General features: G+C 66.2%; 10 protein-coding genes. 8 read left to right on the top strand and 2 right to left on the bottom strand.

All coding sequences use genetic code 11. The annotated features are described in order from the left end of the window. The first annotated feature begins 45 nt into the window (after positions 1-45). Genes yoaA through NMB96_RS22565 form a run of 3 tightly spaced genes read left to right on the top strand, consistent with a single transcriptional unit; the run spans position 46 to position 3,714 of the window. The gene (yoaA, locus tag NMB96_RS22575) at positions 46-2,052 is read left to right on the top strand and encodes a DNA repair helicase YoaA (protein WP_255085778.1); all 2,007 of its coding nucleotides are present in this window, start codon (positions 46-48) and stop codon (positions 2,050-2,052) included. A 28-nt stretch (positions 2,053-2,080) separates the two neighbouring features. Then, positions 2,081-2,800, top strand: coding sequence for a tRNA (adenosine(37)-N6)-threonylcarbamoyltransferase complex dimerization subunit type 1 TsaB (gene tsaB, locus NMB96_RS22570; RefSeq protein WP_255085777.1), 720 nt, complete (start codon positions 2,081-2,083; stop codon positions 2,798-2,800). A 5-nt stretch (positions 2,801-2,805) separates the two neighbouring features. Continuing rightward, positions 2,806-3,714 carry an ADP-ribosylglycohydrolase family protein gene (locus NMB96_RS22565; protein WP_023904779.1) on the top strand — a complete coding sequence of 303 codons (909 nt, stop codon included), beginning with the start codon at positions 2,806-2,808 and terminating at the stop codon, positions 3,712-3,714. A gap of 81 nt (positions 3,715-3,795) precedes the next feature. Here NMB96_RS22565 and NMB96_RS22560 read toward each other — a convergent pair whose 3' ends face one another. Together NMB96_RS22560 and gshB are read right to left on the bottom strand one after the other, a co-directional pair. After that, entirely contained in the window at positions 3,796-4,671 is an 876-nt protein-coding gene (locus NMB96_RS22560) for an energy transducer TonB (protein WP_023904778.1), read from the bottom strand. After that, positions 4,668-5,618 carry a glutathione synthase gene (gene gshB, locus NMB96_RS22555; RefSeq protein ID WP_006450733.1) on the bottom strand — a complete coding sequence of 317 codons (951 nt, stop codon included), beginning with the start codon at positions 5,616-5,618 and terminating at the stop codon, positions 4,668-4,670. Before gshB ends, NMB96_RS22560 begins: the two co-directional genes overlap by 4 nt. A 236-nt stretch (positions 5,619-5,854) precedes the next feature. Here gshB and pilG point away from each other — a divergent pair, with 236 nt between their 5' ends. The 5 genes from pilG (at position 5,855) to NMB96_RS22530 (ending at position 16,578) form a co-directional block, all read left to right on the top strand. Further along, the gene (gene pilG, locus NMB96_RS22550) at positions 5,855-6,256 is read left to right on the top strand and encodes a twitching motility response regulator PilG (RefSeq protein WP_023904776.1); all 402 of its coding nucleotides are present in this window, start codon (positions 5,855-5,857) and stop codon (positions 6,254-6,256) included. Positions 6,257-6,273: 17 nt separating this feature from the next. Next, positions 6,274-6,636 (top strand): response regulator, encoded by a 363-nt coding sequence (locus NMB96_RS22545; RefSeq protein ID WP_006450735.1) that lies wholly within the window; start codon positions 6,274-6,276, stop codon positions 6,634-6,636. Beyond that, positions 6,636-7,166 carry a chemotaxis protein CheW gene (locus tag NMB96_RS22540; RefSeq protein WP_006450736.1) on the top strand — a complete coding sequence of 177 codons (531 nt, stop codon included), beginning with the start codon at positions 6,636-6,638 and terminating at the stop codon, positions 7,164-7,166. Before NMB96_RS22545 ends, NMB96_RS22540 begins: the two co-directional genes overlap by 1 nt. A gap of 39 nt (positions 7,167-7,205) precedes the next feature. Next, positions 7,206-9,242 (top strand): methyl-accepting chemotaxis protein, encoded by a 2,037-nt coding sequence (locus NMB96_RS22535; RefSeq protein WP_255085774.1) that lies wholly within the window; start codon positions 7,206-7,208, stop codon positions 9,240-9,242. 115 nt (positions 9,243-9,357) lie between these two features. After that, positions 9,358-16,578, top strand: coding sequence for an Hpt domain-containing protein (locus tag NMB96_RS22530; RefSeq protein WP_255085773.1), 7,221 nt, complete (start codon positions 9,358-9,360; stop codon positions 16,576-16,578). Positions 16,579-16,581 lie beyond the last annotated feature (3 nt).

Below are 16,581 nucleotides of genomic sequence, written 5' to 3'. Positions count from 1 at the left end.
CGCGCTAGGCTGTCGCGCTTCTGTATCCCGCATCCGTTCGATCCCATGTCCCAACTTGCCACTGCCAGCATCGAGGCGCTCAGCGAGGGCGGGGCGCTTGCGCGTCAGCTCGATGCGTTTGCGCCGCGTGCCGCGCAGTTGCGCCTGACCGGCGCCATCGCCGAGGCGTTCGAGCAGCGCGATGTGCTGTTGGCCGAGGCCGGCACCGGGACCGGCAAGACCTACGCCTATTTGGTGCCGGTGCTGCTGTCCGGGCTCAAGACCATCATCTCGACCGGTACCCGCGCGCTGCAGGACCAGTTGTTCCATCGCGATCTGCCGCGCGTACGTGCCGCGTTGGGCATCGGCCTGCGCAGCGCGCTGCTGAAAGGGCGCGCCAATTATCTGTGCAAGTACCGCACCCAGCAGGCGCGCGGCGAACCGCGTTTTTCTACGCCCGAACAGGTCTCGCAGTTCCATCGTATCGTTGCCTGGAGCGGGCGTACCCAGTTCGGCGACATGGCCGAGATGGAAGCCCTGCCAGACGACTCGCCACTGCTGCCACTGGTGACTTCCACGGTCGACAACTGCCTGGGCACCGAATGCCCGTTCTACAGCGAATGTTTTGTGGTGCAGGCGCGTCAGCGCGCGCAGGCGGCCGACCTGGTGGTGGTTAATCATCATCTGCTGCTGGCCGATCTGGCGCTCAAGCAGGAAGGCTTCGGCGAGATCCTGCCCGGCGCGCAGGCCTTCGTCATCGACGAAGCGCATCAGCTGCCGGAACTGGCGGCGAACTTCTTTGGCGAAAGTTTCGGCATGCGGCCCTGGCAGGAGCTGGCGCGCGATTGCATGGTCGAAGCGCGTCTGGTGGCCGGTGCGCAGGCCAGCCTGCAGGAACCGATTCTCGCCTTGGACGAAGCGTTGCGCGGCCTGCGCTCAGGCATGGAAGGCCTGCCGCCACGCGGCACGCAATGGCGCGCGCTGGCCAAGCCGCAGGTGCGCGAGGGCTTCGATGCGGTGCTGTCGTCGCTGGCACGGTTGGGCGAGTCCTTGCTGCCGTTGCGCGAGGCATCGCCCGGGTTCGATGGCTGCTCTGCACGCGCGCAGGAAGCACTCGCGCGGCTGTCGCGGTGGCTGGGCGAAGACGCGCCGGTGCTGGATTTTGCGCAGGATTTACCAGACACCGTCGACAACGATGTGCTGTGGTACGAGCTGAGTCCGCGCGGTTTCCGCTGCCAACGCACGCCGCTGGATGTCTCCGGCCCGCTGCGCGAACACCGCGAAAAATCGCACGCGGCGTGGGTGTTCACCTCGGCCACGTTGGCGGTGGGCGGCGAGTTCGACCACATCGCGCAGCGCCTGGGCTTGAGCGATCCGGTGACCTTGCTGCAGCCCAGTCCCTTCGATTGGGCGCGCCAGGCGCTGTGCTATCTGCCGCCGAATCTGCCCGATCCGGCAGCGCGCGGCTTCGGTACGGCGCTGATCGCCGCATTGACGCCGGTACTGGAAGCCTCCAACGGCCGCGCATTCCTGTTGTTCGCTTCGCACCGCGCGCTGCGCGAAGCCGCCGAGGCATTGCGTGGTGCGCCGTGGCCGCTGTTCGTGCAGGGCGAAGCGCCACGCGCCACGTTACTGCAGCGTTTCCGCACTTCCGGCAACGGCGTGCTGCTGGGGTCGGCCAGCTTCCGCGAGGGCGTGGACGTGGTCGGCGATGCCTTGAGCGTTGTGGTGATCGACAAGCTGCCGTTTGCCGCGCCCGACGACCCGGTGTTCGAAGCGCGCCTGGATGCGATCCGCCGCGAGGGCGGCAACCCGTTCCGCGACGAACAATTGCCGCAAGCGGTGATCACGCTCAAGCAGGGCGTGGGCCGGCTGATTCGCAGCGAGACCGATCGCGGCGTGCTGGTGCTGTGCGACCCGCGGCTGTTGAACAAGGGCTACGGCCGCACCTTCATGAATTCGCTGCCGCCGTTTGCGCGCACCCGCGAGATTGGCGATGTGCGCGCGTTTTTTGGCGTCGCCGAGCCGGTGGGCGACAATGGCGTGCTCGCGTTGCCGTTCGGCGACGCGTGAGCTTCCCCTTCCTGCCTGCGGTCCTGTCATGAAAGTCCTCGCGTTCGAGACCTCCACCGAAGCCTGTTCCGTCGCGCTGCATGTGGATGGCCGCGTGCTCGAGCGCTTCGAACTGGCGCCGCGCCGCCATGCCGAGCTGGCGCTGCCGTGGGCCGAGCAACTGCTGGCCGACGCGGGTATTGCGCGCCGCCAGCTGGATGCGATTGCGGTCGGTCGCGGCCCCGGCGCCTTCACCGGCGTGCGCCTGGCGATCGGCATCGCGCAAGGCATCGCCCTGGGCCTTGACGTACCGGTGCTTGCCGTCTCCACGTTGCAAGTATTGGCCTTGCGCGCACCCGCCGATGCGACGCAGGTACTGGCCTGCATCGATGCGCGCATGGGCGAGGTGTATGCCGGCGTGTTCGAGCGCCGCGGCGACACGCTGCTGGAACTGGCGCCGGAAGTGGTCTGTGCACCGGATGCCTTGGTTCTGTCGAATACGCTTCAACGTTTTGCCGGTGTGGGCACCGGATTCGCCGCTGCCGATGCACTGCTGCAACAGCGATTCGCAGCGCAGCTGACCAGCGTCGATGCAGCCGCGCTCCCGCACGCCGCCGATCTGCTCACACTCGCCGTGCCGGCGCTGTTGCGCGGCGAAGGCGTGGCACCGGAGCGGGTCGAACCAGCCTATCTGCGCGACAACGTTGCGCTGACCCTGGTCGAGCAGCAGGCCGCACGCGCTGCAAAGGCCGCCGGTGCAGCGCCGTGACGACAATGGATCCCCAGCGCGCACGTTTTCGTGGCTGCCTGCTCGGTCTGGCGGTGGGCGATGCGCTCGGCACCACGCTCGAATTCTGCGCGCCGGGCAGTTTCACGCCGATCGACGACATGCGCGGCGGCGGCCCGTTCGCACTGCGCGCCGGGCAATGGACCGACGACACCTCGATGGCCTTGTGCCTGGCGCACAGCCTGCTGTATCGGCAAGGCTTCGACGCCGCCGACCAGATGAATCGCTATTGCAATTGGTATCAGCACGGTTACCTCAGTAGCACTGGCGCCTGCTTCGATATCGGTGGCACCGTGCGGCAGGCGCTGGAGCGCTATCTGGATGGCGGCCCGGCCTTCAGTGGCAGTGCCGATCCGCGCTCGGCTGGCAATGGCTCGTTGATGCGGTTGGCGCCGGTGGCCATGTATTACGCGCACCACCCCGGCGAATTGGGCGAGCGCGCCGCCGACAGCTCGCGCACCACGCATGCCGCTGCCGAGGCAGTGGATGCCTGCAGGTTGTTCGCGTTCCAATTGCGTGCAGCGCTGCTCGGCGGCACGCGGCAGGCGGTGCTGCAGACGCCGTGCGCGGCATTGTCGACACCGGCAGTGCGCGCGCTGGCAACGCGCGATCATGCGGCCGTTTCGGCAGCGCAGATCCGTGGCACAGGCTATGTGGTGGATTCGCTGTCGGCGGCGTTGTGGTGCTTTGCCACCACCGACACCTTTGCCGATGCGGTGCTGCGTGCGGCCAATCTTGGCGACGATGCCGACACCACGGCGGCCATCTGCGGACAGCTGGCCGGTGCGTTCTATGGCATCGACGGGATTCCCGTGGCCTGGCGCGAGCGTGTGCAGGATGCGGGCGAGATCGTGGCGTTGGCCGATCAGCTGTATGCAGCTGCGGTGGTCGGGTAACGGTATGGGCAGCGCAGCTGTCTAACGCAGTCCGCTGAAGCAAGCCGTAGAAAAACGCGTTTCGATCAAACGCGAAACACCTCAGCGATCGTCGTGCAGCTCGCCGCCGGGCAAAAACAACCATGTGCGCGTGACCTGCAGGATATCCACATCGTCCTTGGTGCTGGGTAGCGGCGGGAACGGCTGCGCCAGCTGCACCACGCGCAGCGCCGCCGCATCCAGCGCCGGGGTGCCGCTGGAGATCAGCACGCGGCTGCTCTCCACGCTGCCGTCGCGGCGTACGCCCACGCTGATCACCACCTTGCCGCCGAGTCGGCGCCGGCGCGCTTCATCCGGGTAATTGAGATTGCCGACGCGCTCGGCGCGGTCCACCCACGCACGCAGATAGTTGGCGTACGCATATTCGCGCGTGCTGGCCGAGACGAACTTGCGATTGGGGCGCTTGGCGTATTGCTCCGAGCGCAGATGCACCTCTGCCGCGAGCCGGGCCATTTCCGCGTCGCGCTGCACGCGTTGCGCATCGGCCGGGGTGAGTGGGTCGGTCTGCGGATTCGGTTGCGGGGTCGGCACGGTCTGCTCGCCGCGGCGACTGGCGACCACGCGGGTCTGCGTTGGCTCGGGCGCCTGCACCGTGGTGGCGCGCTGCGCCTGCGCTGCCAGCCCGCTGCGGTCCTGCGGCACCACGCCGGGCTGGCTGTCGCGCGGGCGCTGCGCGGTGGCGTGATTGCCGCCGCCCTGCTGATTGGCCTGGGCCAGGAAATCGGCCTGCTTGGGCGTGAGCGGGGTGCTGGTCTGGCTGAAGATCACATCCAGCGTCGGCACCAGCGGCGCGTCTTCGCTGACCGCAAAGCCCACGCCCAGGATCAGCACCCCGTGCAGCAACAACGAGATCACCAGCGTCGTGGTCAGCCGCCGGCGCTCGTCCATGGGGGCCGGCAGTGCCGCAGCCGCGCTCATTGCGCAGCGCCGGCCTCGATCGCGTCGAACAGCAGCCCGGCGATGTTCAAACCGAACTGCGCATCCAGCTCGCGCACGCAGGTCGGGCTGGTGACGTTGACCTCGGTCAGGTAATCGCCGATCACATCCAGGCCGACGAAGCGCATGCCGCGGCGGCGCATTTCCGGGCCGACCTGCGCGGCGATCCAGCGGTCGCGCTCGGACAGCGGCCGGCCTTCGCCACGTCCGCCGGCGGCCAGGTTGCCGCGGAATTCGTCGCCTTGCGGAATCCGCGCCAGGCAGTAGTCCACCGGCACGCCATCCACCAGCAGGATGCGCTTGTCGCCAGCGGTGATGTCGGGGATGAAGCGCTGCGCCAGGGTCAGGTTGCGGTTGCCGTCGGTCAGCGTCTCCAGGATCACGTTGAGGTTGGGGTCGCCGGTGCCGCTGCGGAAGATCGAGCGCCCACCCATGCCGTCCAGCGGCTTGAGCACGGCTTGCCCATGTTCCAGCACGAAGGCCTTCAATGCCGCCGCATCGCGGCTGACCAGTGTCGGCGGGCAGCATTGCGGAAACAGCAGCGCGGCCAGCTTCTCGTTGTAATCGCGCAGCCCCTGCGGGTCGTTGACCACCTGCGCGCCAGCGCGCTGGGCGACGCTCAGCACCTGGGTGTCGTAGATGAACTCTGCATCCACCGGCGGGTCCTTGCGCATCAGCACCACCTGGCCGGGACCGAACGCCAGCTCGGCGAATTCGCCCAGCGTGAACCAGCTGGCCTTGTCTTCGCGCACGCTCAGGGGTGCGACCTGCGCCACCGCGCGTCCGTCGCGCAGGCTGAGTCCGCCGGGGCGCACATACTGCAAACGGTGGCCACGGCGCTGCGCTTCCAGCAACATGGCGAAGGTAGTGTCTTTGGCGATTTTGATGGAGGCGATGGGATCCATCACCACAACGACGTCGAGCGACATGGGACTAAACCTTTCGAACAGACTGCCGATGGTAACTTCAAGCGGTGGGCGATGGCGCGCCTGGCGGGTCGTAGTGCGCGACTAGCCGGTCTTGACGCACCCAGACGCGGTCGGAACGTCCGCCTGGCGGGGCCCCGGCGATGCGCCCTTGACAGTCAATGCGGGTCTTGGGATATACATGCAGTTTCGTAGCGACGACGGAAAGGAAGAAGCGTTGCACGTCCGGGGATATTTGCATGAGTGAACACATTGCTGCGGGTGGGGAACTCGCAGGACTGAAGGTGATGGTCATCGACGATTCGAAGACTATTCGCCGCACCGCCGAAACGCTGCTCAAGCGAGAAGGGTGTGAAGTAGTGACAGCAACGGATGGTTTCGAGGCACTGGCCAAAATTGCGGACCAGCAACCTCAGATCATTTTTGTCGACATCATGATGCCGCGCCTGGATGGGTACCAGACGTGCGCGTTGATCAAGGGCAACCAGCTCTTCAAGTCGACGCCGGTGATCATGTTGTCGTCCAAGGATGGCCTGTTCGACAAGGCACGCGGCCGCATCGTCGGCTCCGAGCAATATCTGACCAAGCCATTCACTCGTGAAGAACTACTGAGCGCGATTCGCACGTACGTCCACGCCTGACCAGGGGGAAAGGCAACATGGCTCGAATTATATTGATCGAGGACTCGCCCACCGACCGGGCAGTCTTCAGTCAATGGCTGGAAAAAGCAGGCCATACCGTCGTCGCCACCGACAACGCCGAAGCGGGACTTGAGCTGATTCGCAGCCAGGCGCCCGATCTGGTGTTGATGGATGTGGTGCTGCCCGGCATGAGCGGCTTCCAGGCAACGCGTGCACTTGCACGCGACCAGGCCACCAAGGACATCCCCGTGCTGCTGGTCAGCACCAAGGGCATGGAAACCGACAAGGCCTGGGGTTTGCGACAAGGTGCCAGCGACTACATCGTCAAGCCGCCGCGCGAAGACGATCTGATCGCCCGCATCAAACAACTGGTGCGTTGATGCGTTCTCCATTCGACATTCTTGAAGACTACGAGCGTCGTAGTCTTGCGCACGCCACGGCGCTGCCGGAACGCCAGTTCTCGGCCGATATCTGGCGCGGCGTCGGTTATCGCGTCGGTACCCGGCGCCTGGTCTCGGATTTCCGCGAAGTGGCGGAAATCGTGCCAATGCCGCCAGTTACCCCGGTGCCGGGCGCACAGCCCTGGCTGCTGGGCGTGGGCAACCTGCGCGGCAATCTGTTTCCGGTGATCGATCTGAAGCAGTTCCTGGAGGGCCGGCGCACGGTGCTGCAGGAAGGCCAGCGTGTGCTGATCATGCGCCAGAGCGGCGGCGACGTCGCACTGACCATCGATGAGTTGTACGGCCAGCGCAGCTTCGAGCAGGTCCAGGCGGTCGAACCCGGCGAGTTGGCGCAAGGCCGCTATGCCCATTTCATTGAACGTGCCTTTCGCAACGAGACGCAGGACTGGGGTGTGTTCTCCCTGGCGTTGCTGTCGCGCACTCCTGAATTCCGGCAGGCCGCGGCCTAAGCCGCGACCCCGCCACGTCATACAGATCGAGGTCGAACCATGAGTACCGCCCCGGACGCCCGCAAGACCAACAAGCTCGGCAGCGTCAGCACCAGCTTCTGGCTTGGCTTGCTGGTGTTGTCGATGATCGTGTTTGGCGCCAACACCGGCGTGGCCACCTGGCAGGGCAGTCGCCTTGCCGGCGCCGGCACCGGCGCGGCCGATCTGCAGGTGTTGTCGCAGCAGCTGGCCAACCAGGGCCGCGAAGCGGTGTCCGGTGATGCGAGGGCATTTGCCACGTTCAAGGAGACCAAGAGCCGCATCGACAGCACGGTCAGCGAACTGGATGGCCGTTACGGCCAGGAAGGCTCGGTGGCCAGTGCGATGGCGCAGCTCAAGGCGACCTGGGTGCCGCTGAGCAAGAACGCCGATCAGATCATCGCCAGCGAACCGGCGGTGCTCGGTCTGGCCGGCAACGCCGAGCGCTTCTCCGGCAGCGTGCCGCAGTTGCAGGCGCAGTTGAACGAAGTGGTGCGCGCGATGACGGTCAGCGGCGCGCCGGCCTCGCAGATCTACAACACGCTGCAGCAGGTGGTGGTCGCCGGCACCATGGCGCGTCGGGTCACCGAAATGCGCGCCGGTGGCGCCAATGCGGCGGCCTCCGGCGATGCGCTGGCCCGCGACTCGGTGGTGTTCACGCAGATGCTCGAAGGCCTGCGCACCGGCAATGACGAACTGGGTATCGCCGCAGTGCGCAACCCGGCCGCGCTGTCGGCGCTGGAGCAGTCGCAGGCGCAGTGGACGACGATGAAGAAGGACATCGACGCCATCCTCGCCACCTCGCGCAATCTGTTTGCCGCGCAGTCCTCCGCTGCCGCGCTGACCGTCGGTTCGAACAAGATGCTCGACGACAGCAAGAAGCTGTTCGACGCGTTCTCGGCGTTCGGGTCGGTGCGCGACACGCGCCTGTTCCCGAATTTCTGGCTGGGCGTGGTGTCCGGCCTGGTGGCGTTGCTGGCGATCATCGGTTTCGTCTGGAGCTCGGTGCGGGTGCGCTCGCGCGAGCAGGACGTGCGCTACCAGGCGCAGGTGGAATTCAACAGCCGCAACCAGCAGGCGATCATGCGGTTGCTGGACGAAATCAGCTCGCTCGGTGAGGGCGACCTGACCGTCAAGGCCTCGGTGACCGAGGACATGACCGGCGCGATCGCAGACGCCATCAACTACGCCGTGGACGAGCTGCGCCACCTGGTGACCACGATCAACGACACCTCGGCGAAAGTGGCCGTGTCGACCCAGGAAACCCAGGCCACGGCGATGCAGCTGGCCGACGCGGCCGGCCAGCAGGCCAACCAGATCACCACTGCCTCCGAGCGTATCAGCGAAATCGCCGCCAGCATCGAACAGGTCTCGCGCAACTCCACCGAGTCGGCCGAAGTGGCGCAGCGCTCGGTGGTGATCGCCGCCGAAGGTGCCGGCGTGGTGCGCGAGACGATCCAGGGCATGGACCAGATCCGCGACCAGATCCAGGAAACCTCCAAGCGCATCAAGCGGTTGGGCGAGTCCTCGCAGGAGATCGGCTCGATCGTGGAACTGATCAACGACATTTCCGAGCAGACCAACATCCTGGCGCTCAACGCTGCGGTGCAGGCCGCCTCGGCGGGCGAGGCCGGTCGCGGTTTCGCGGTGGTGGCCGACGAAGTGCAGCGCCTGGCCGAACGCACCTCCGGCGCGACCCGGCGGATCGAAGGCCTGGTGCAGACCATTCAGGCCGATACCAACGAGGCGGTCAGCTCGATGGAGCAGACCACCTCCGAAGTGGTGTCCGGTGCACGCCTGGCCGAAGACGCCGGCACCGCGCTGACCGAAATCGAGCGCGTGTCCAACGCCTTGAACAACCTGATCAAGAACATCTCCATCGCCGCGCACCAGCAGTCGGCCGCAGCGACGGATATCACACAGACCATGGGCGTGATCCGTCAGATCACCAGCCAGACATCGCAGGGTGCGGAGAAGACAGCCAAATCGATCGGCAACCTGGCCGAGCTCGCTGCCGATCTGCGCCGTTCGGTCGCCGACTTCAAGCTGCCGGCGTGACCACGACGCGCAACGGGAAAGGATCACAGCAGATGGCGCGTAGTCGCGTTACGTCGATGCAGGAACAGACCGGTAGCCGCGTGAGCGGTGCGTCGGTCGTAGGCAGGGGGCTGCAATGAGTGCGCTTCGCGATGCGATGAGTCACGCCGCGCTGGGCTGGGTCAAGCCGGAGTTGGACGAGACGTTGCGCCAGGCGCGCAACGAGATCGAGTATTTTGCCGAAGAACCGTCCGACACCAGTCGGATGCGCTTCTGCGCCGGCTATCTGCACCAGGTGCAGGGCACGCTGCGCATGGTGGAGTTGTACGCCCCGGCCATGGTGGCCGAGGAGCTCGAGCTGCTGGCCCAGGCCGTGCAGGTGGGCGAGGTGGCTGACCGCGACGAAGCCTGCGCCATGCTGATGCGCGGCACCGTGTTGCTGCCCGATTATCTGGAGCGCCTGCAAAACGGCCATCGCGATATTCCGATCGTGCTGCTGCCGTTGCTCAATGAAATCCGTGCCACGCGTGGTCAACCGGGCCTCAACGAGAGTGTGCTGTTCGCGTTCGATCCGCAGGCCGGTGTCGCCACCGAAGCCGAACTGGATCACGCACGCGGCAGCCTGAGCGGGCGCAATCGCGAGTTACTCGACACCGTCGGCAACGCAGTTAAGGAAGAATTGCTGCGCGTCAAGGACGCGTTGGATCTGCACCTGCGGACCGGCGGCGACATTGCCGAGCTGCAGACCCAGGTCAAGGATCTCGGCAGCGTTGCCGACACCCTGGGCATGATGGGCCTGGGCGTGGCGCGCAACGTGGTCGTGCAGCAGCGCGATGCGCTGGCACGCGTGGTCGATGGCCATGTGCAGATGGACGAAGGCGTGCTGCTGGATATCGCCGGCGCGCTGCTCTATGTGGATGCCTCGCTGGACGACCAGGTCGCCAGTCTGGGCGCCGACTTCAGCGAAAACGAAGACGGCAGCAGCGGCGCCACCTCCGCAGAAGTGCGGCGCACGGTGGACGTGCTGGCACAGGAAGCGATCGCCAATTTCGGTGCGGCGCGCGAGCATTTCGTCGCCTTCATCGAAACCAATTGGGATCACGCGCGTCTGAGCAATGTGCCGCATCTGCTGGGCGAAGTCGGCGGTGCCTTGCGCATCCTCGAATTGCCGCAGGCGGCCGATTATCTGGAAGGTGTGCGTCGTTACGTCGATCTGGAATTGATCGGCAAGCAGCGCGTGCCCAGCGGGCGTCAGCTGGACACGCTGGCCGATGCGATGGCCAGCCTGGAGTACTACCTGGAAGCCCTGCGCGAGCGCCGTCCCGGCCGCGAAGAGATTCTGGACATCACCCGCAACAGCCTGGAAACGCTGCGCTATTGGCCCCTGCCGTCAGGCCAGCCGTCCGAATTGCCGGTGGGTGCCGACCAGCCGGGCGACGTGGTCGAGCCGCAGCCGGTTGCCGCCGCGTTCGCACCGCTTGCCGCTGCGCCGGGCGTTGTGGCCGCCAACGATATTGCGCCTACGCCTTCGCTGGAATGGGCCAACGAAACCGTGACCGAGGCGCCGTTCGCGGCCAGCGTGGTGCACGACACCGGCGCTGCCGCCACCGATACGGTGTTCTCGTTCGACCCAGTCGCTGCCGAAGAAACCGTGTCCGGTCAGGCGCACGTGCCGTTTACGGTCGCGCCGCTGGACCTGTCCGACGATGGCGCACAGGCGCCTGGCGATTGGCAGCTGGAAACCACCGAGCAGGCCGCGCCGATCGCGACCTCCGCGTTCGACCCGGTGTCGGCCGAGCAGGACGGCACGGTGCCGGCCGAGCTTGCGCAGGTCAGTTACACCGTGGATCTGAGCGCGCTGGAGCAGGACGACATCGCAACGCCGGTGGTCGCCGAGCAGGCGCCGCTGCAGATCGAGCAGATCGATCTGCCGGGCGATGCGGATCAGACCGAAGTACCCTTGGACTTCATCGCCGAGGCCGAGGCCAACACCCGCCGCGCGCAGACCAGCATCGACGATGCGTTCTCGCCGCCGCCGTTGCCGCCACTGCCGCCGCAGGAACCGGACAACCCGTTCGTCGACGCCGAGCCAGAGCCGCAGGCTCCGCCGGTGGAAGACACCGCAGAGTCGAGCCCGCCGCGCGTGCAGCAGGCGGTGGTCAGCGAGTTCGAACTGGACGACGCATCGGCCGCGTTCCTGGCCCAGCTCGACGCTGCCGCTGCGCAGTTCGACGTGAATCGTCCGCAGGCGCCGTTGACGACCAAGACCACTTCCTACACTGCCGCCGACACCCACGCAGAGCCAGACACTGCGCAAACAGCGCCGGTGCAGACGCCGAGCGAACCCGTGCAGGGCACTGCGGACGCCGGCATCTTTGGCGGCTTCGGCGACAGCGATATCGACGACGATATCCGCGACGTGTTCCTGGAAGAGTTCGACGAAGAACTGGTCAATCTGGGCCAACTGTTGCCGGTGTGGCGTGCCGCCCCGAACAGCCCCGAAACCATGCGTCCGATCCGCCGCGTCTTCCACACCTTGAAGGGCAGTGGTCGGCTGGTCGGCGCGCATGTGCTGGGCGAGTTCAGCTGGAAGATCGAGAGCATGCTCAACCGCGTGCTCGACAACTCGCGGCCGGCCAGCCCGGCGGTCGTGGCGATGGTGCAACTTGCGTATGACGTGTTGCCGCAATTCAATGCGGCGCTGCGCGACCAGGGCCGCATCAGTGCAGATCTGCCTGAAATCCAAGCCGTTGCCGAGCGCGTTGCCGCCGGCGAAGAACTCTATTACGTGCCTGCGCCGGCGACGCCAGCGACGGCTGGTGTTGCAGATGTCGCAGTCATTCCAGACATTCCGGCCATTGCCGGCGTGCTGCCCGCAACCGGCGGCACACCTGCGTCGGTAGACAGCGTACTGCGCGAGATTCTGGAAGCAGAAGTCGCCACCCACCTGGAAACCGTCAACGCCTGGCTGCAGGCCACGCAGGTCGAGCCGCAGCTTGTCAGCGAAGAAGTGCTGCGCGCTGTGCACACGATGAGTGGTGCGTTCGCGATGACCGACGTGCCGGAAATCACCTTGGTGACCACGCCGGCCGAAAGTTACGTCAAGCGTCTGCTCGCCGCCTCGGTGACGCCATCGGCCGACGGCATCGATGCCATCAAGGCGACCGCCGCCGCGATTGCCACCACCGTCACTGCGTTACGCGCCGATGCGCCGCTGATTCCATCGTTTGCGCCATTGACCGAGCGCCTGCGCGCGCTGGCGGATACGCTGCCGGAAGCGCAGTGGCCACCGCAGGTGTTCCTGGAGGAGTTGGACGATCTCGACGCGACGAGCGACGAGGCTGTCGGCAACGACGTGGCGGTCGAGCTGACCGGCATGCAGGATCTGTCGCAGTATCTGGATGCGAGCGCATTGTCGTCGTATCCGGTCGATACCGCCACGCCGCCCCCTGTTGCCGATGAGGCGACGCAGGATGCCGATGCGCAGGCCGCTGTCCATGCCGATGCACCGATCGCGGTCGACGAGCTGGCCGAAGCGGAAGCCGAAGACACCTCGGCGCTCGCGTTGGAAGCGCCTGCGCCAAGCGACGCACACGAGACCGCCGATGTTGTGTCGGCAGAGCAGGGTGTTGCATCGGCAGAGCAGAGTGGCGATGTGGCCGAGACCGCGCATGCATCGAGCGATGATGCGTTCGCATCTGCGGCCGAGTCGGCGCAGGTGGTTGACGCGTTGCAGGGCGATGTTGCGCAGCACGAGCGCGCCGAGGAAGCCGCATCGCACATTGCCGACGCGCACGACACCTCGGCCGATGAGCCGGTGGTCGAAGCCGACGCCTGGGATGCGACCGAACTGCAGCACGCCCCGATTGCCGACACGACGTCGCATGACGACGAAACACGCGATGTGCCGGAAGCGACCGAGCACGTTGCGGTGGACGAGTTGGCCGACGCAGAAGCCGCGTTGGGTGATGTGCAGACGCTTGTTGCGCCGGACGCTGAGCTGGCAGATGCCGAGCGCGCAGAGGCAGCACATGCAGACGGTGAGCAGCAGGCGCTGACTGAGCACGCGGCCGTGCACGATCAGCACGCCCAGATCGATGGCGACGCACCGGCGCAGGATGCCGGCGCGCACTTGGTCGACGGCACGCCGTCTGCTGACGAAGCGCCTGTCGAGACCATCGAAGCGTTGCAGGCGGTACACGATGAGGCCCCGGTGGCCGATGAGACGCCTGCATCGACAGCCGAAGACTGGACGCCGGAAACCGCAGCGCTGAACAGCGTATCGACCGATCAGGACGAACAGGTTTCCGCAGTGCACGACCACGCTGCCGTGGCCACGGAAGACGACGCGCAGCTGGGCGAGCAGACCTATTCGGAACAACACGCCCAGTCTGGCGAACAGGTGCACTCGGAAGAGCCCGCGCCTTCGTATGAGCATGCGGAAGCTGAAACGCATGTTCACTCCGGCGCGCAGACTGACGATCAGGCGCGTTCGGAAGAACACGCCCACTCGAACGAACAAGTGCTGTCGGACGCACAGGCGCACGAGCATGCCGCCGAAGAACATGCTGGAGAAGTCGAGCAAACCGCAGAAGCCTTACCCGAGCACACCATCGAGTCGGTGCAGGCCTTCGAGATGGCGCAGGTGGCCGATCAGGTCGAAGAGACCGGCGATCCGCAGTCCGAGATCGCACCGGAGCTGCATGCCGACGCGACTGCAGATGTCGATGCGGATGCCGAAAAGGACGGCAACACCGATGCCGACGCTCGACACAGCGACGAACACGCAACGCACGACACGACCGTGGCAACGGATCATGTCGAACCCACTGAGTACTTGGATCACACTCAACAAGCCGAACACATCGAACACATCGAGCACATCGAACCGGCCAGCGAAGAGTTGGCCAGCGAACCAGAAGCCAGCGAGCAGGAAGACCCCACAACCGCAACCTTCAGCGCGCCGGTGGAAGAAGCCGCACCGGCCGACACCACTGCCAACGATGCCGGTGCTGCCTTCGATATCGGTCAGCTCAACTTCGATCAGCTCGATGGCGAATTGGTCGACATCTTCGTCGAGGAAGGCCGCGACCTGCTGGACCATTGCGATGGTCTGATCGCCCGCATGCGCGAAGTGCCGGAAGACCGCGATGTCCTCAACGGACTGCAGCGCGATCTGCACACGCTCAAGGGCGGCGCGCGCATGGCCGGCATCAACGCCATCGGCGATCTCGGCCATGCGATCGAATCGCTGCTCGAAGCGGTGGCGGCCAACCGCACCGATATCGATCGCGACGACGTGCGCCTGTTCGAGCGCGGCTTCGATCGTCTGCACCAGTTGTTGACTCGCACCGGCATGCACCGCGCCGTGGCGATGCCGACCGACCTGGTGGAAGCCTTCGAAACCCGTACCCGTGGCCGCAATGCCGCCCCGCCCAGCGACGCCGATGTGCGTGCGATCGCCAAGGCGTCGGTGGAACCGGCACCGCTGTCGGCGCCGATCCCGGTGGAGGGCCAGGTCGAGGAAGAACTGATGCCGCGCGCGCAGCAGGAACAGGTGCGCGTGCGTGCCGACCTGCTGGACCGCTTGGTCAATCACGCCGGCGAAGTGGCGATCTACCGCTCGCGGCTGGAACAGCAGATGGGCGCCTTCCGTGGCGCCATGGGCGAACTGGATCGCACCAACGCACGTTTGCGCGACCAGCTGCGGCGTCTGGACCTGGAAACCGAAGCGCAGATCGTGGCGCGTTATCAGCGCGAGCAGGACCAGGGCGATCGCACCTTCGATCCGCTGGAACTGGACCGCTTCTCCACCTTGCAGCAGCTCAGCCGCGCGCTGAACGAATCGGCGGCCGACTTGGGCGGTTTGCAGGGCGTGCTGGAAGATCTCTCGCGGCAATACGACGGCCTGCTGCAACAGCAGTCGCGCGTCAGCTCCGAGCTGCAGGACGGCCTGATGCGTGCGCGCATGGTGCCGTTCGACGGGCTGGTGCCGCGTCTGCGCCGGGTGGTGCGCCAGGCGGCCACCGATACCGGCAAGCAGGTGCACCTGGTGCTCGAAGGCACCCAGGGCGAGCTGGATCGCAACGTGCTCGATCGCATGGTCGCGCCGTTGGAACACATGCTGCGCAACTCGGTGGCGCATGGCCTGGAAACGCCGGAACAACGGCGCGAGGCGGGCAAGCCGGAAGAGGGCAGCATCGCGATCCGTCTGCGCCGCGAAGGCTCGGAAATCGTGCTGGAAGTGGCCGACGACGGCGCCGGGCTGGACCGCGAGGCGATCCGTCGCCGCGGCGAGCAGCGCGGCCTGATCGAACCCGGCCAGGAGCTCAGCGAGGTCGAACTGGATGGGCTGATCTTCGCCTCCGGGTTCAGTACCTCCGAGCAGGTCAGCCAGCTGGCCGGCCGTGGCGTGGGCATGGACGTGGTGCGCAACGAAGTACGTCAGCTCGGCGGCTCGGTGGATATCCACTCGGTGCGCGGCCAGGGCGTCACCTTCACCCTGCGCCTGCCGCAGACGTTGGCGGTCACCCAGGCGGTATTCGTGCGGATCGGCGAAACCACCTTCGCGGTGCCGGTGGGTTCGGTCAGCGGTATCGGCCGCATCTCGCGCAGCCGTTACGAATCGGGCGAGGGCGGTTACCACTACGCTGGCGAGGAGTACGTGCTGCACGATCTCGGCTCGCTGGTCGGCCAGCCGGTTGCGCGTGCCGATGGCCAGGCGCAGGTGCCGTTGTTGCTAGTGCGTGCGGGCGACCTGCGCGCGGCAGTGGCGATCGATCAGGTGCTGGGCAACCGCGAAATCGTGGTCAAGCCGGTGGGTCTGCAGATCGCCTCGGTGCCGGGTATCTACGGCGCCACCATCACCGGCGATGGCCGCGTGGTGGTGATCCTGGACGTGGCCCCGCTGGTACGTCGTTACCTCAGCCAGCCGGCGCGTCCGGCGCTGGAAACGCCGGCCGAAGCGCAGCGCCAGGTGCCGTTGGTGATGGTGGTGGACGATTCGCTGACCATGCGCAAGGTCACCAGCCGCGTGCTGGAGCGCCACAACCTGGATGTCACCACCGCCCGCGACGGCGTCGAGGCGCTGGAACTGCTCGAAGAGCGCGTGCCCGACCTGATGCTGCTGGATATCGAAATGCCGCGCATGGACGGCTACGAGTTGGCGACCGCCATGCGCGCCGACCCGCGCTTCAAGGCGGTGCCGATCGTGATGATCACCTCGCGCAGTGGCGAGAAGCATCGCCAGCGTGCCTTCGAGATCGGTGTGCAACGTTATCTGGGCAAGCCCTACCAAGAGTTGGATCTGATGCGAAACGTGTATGACCTGCTGGGGATCGCCCGTGTCCGAGAATAATGG

The organism is Xanthomonas hortorum, assembly GCF_024339125.1.
Taxonomy (GTDB): domain Bacteria; phylum Pseudomonadota; class Gammaproteobacteria; order Xanthomonadales; family Xanthomonadaceae; genus Xanthomonas; species Xanthomonas hortorum.
This window is presented reverse-complemented; position numbering and strand designations above follow the sequence as displayed.

Bases quoted from the DNA above. Each gene is read 5' to 3' on its own strand.
- pilG (WP_023904776.1), top strand. From the start codon at position 5,855: ATGAGTGAACACATTGCTGCGGGTGGGGAACTCGCAGGACTGAAGGTG.
- NMB96_RS22535 (WP_255085774.1), top strand. From the start codon at position 7,206: ATGAGTACCGCCCCGGACGCCCGCAAGACCAACAAGCTCGGCAGCGTC.
- gshB (WP_006450733.1), bottom strand. From the start codon at position 5,618: ATGTCGCTCGACGTCGTTGTGGTGATGGATCCCATCGCCTCCATCAAA.
- tsaB (WP_255085777.1), top strand. From the start codon at position 2,081: ATGAAAGTCCTCGCGTTCGAGACCTCCACCGAAGCCTGTTCCGTCGCG.
- NMB96_RS22560 (WP_023904778.1), bottom strand. From the start codon at position 4,671: ATGAGCGCGGCTGCGGCACTGCCGGCCCCCATGGACGAGCGCCGGCGG.
- NMB96_RS22565 (WP_023904779.1), top strand. From the start codon at position 2,806: ATGGATCCCCAGCGCGCACGTTTTCGTGGCTGCCTGCTCGGTCTGGCG.
- NMB96_RS22540 (WP_006450736.1), top strand. From the start codon at position 6,636: ATGCGTTCTCCATTCGACATTCTTGAAGACTACGAGCGTCGTAGTCTT.
- NMB96_RS22530 (WP_255085773.1), top strand. From the start codon at position 9,358: ATGAGTGCGCTTCGCGATGCGATGAGTCACGCCGCGCTGGGCTGGGTC.
- yoaA (WP_255085778.1), top strand. From the start codon at position 46: ATGTCCCAACTTGCCACTGCCAGCATCGAGGCGCTCAGCGAGGGCGGG.
- NMB96_RS22545 (WP_006450735.1), top strand. From the start codon at position 6,274: ATGGCTCGAATTATATTGATCGAGGACTCGCCCACCGACCGGGCAGTC.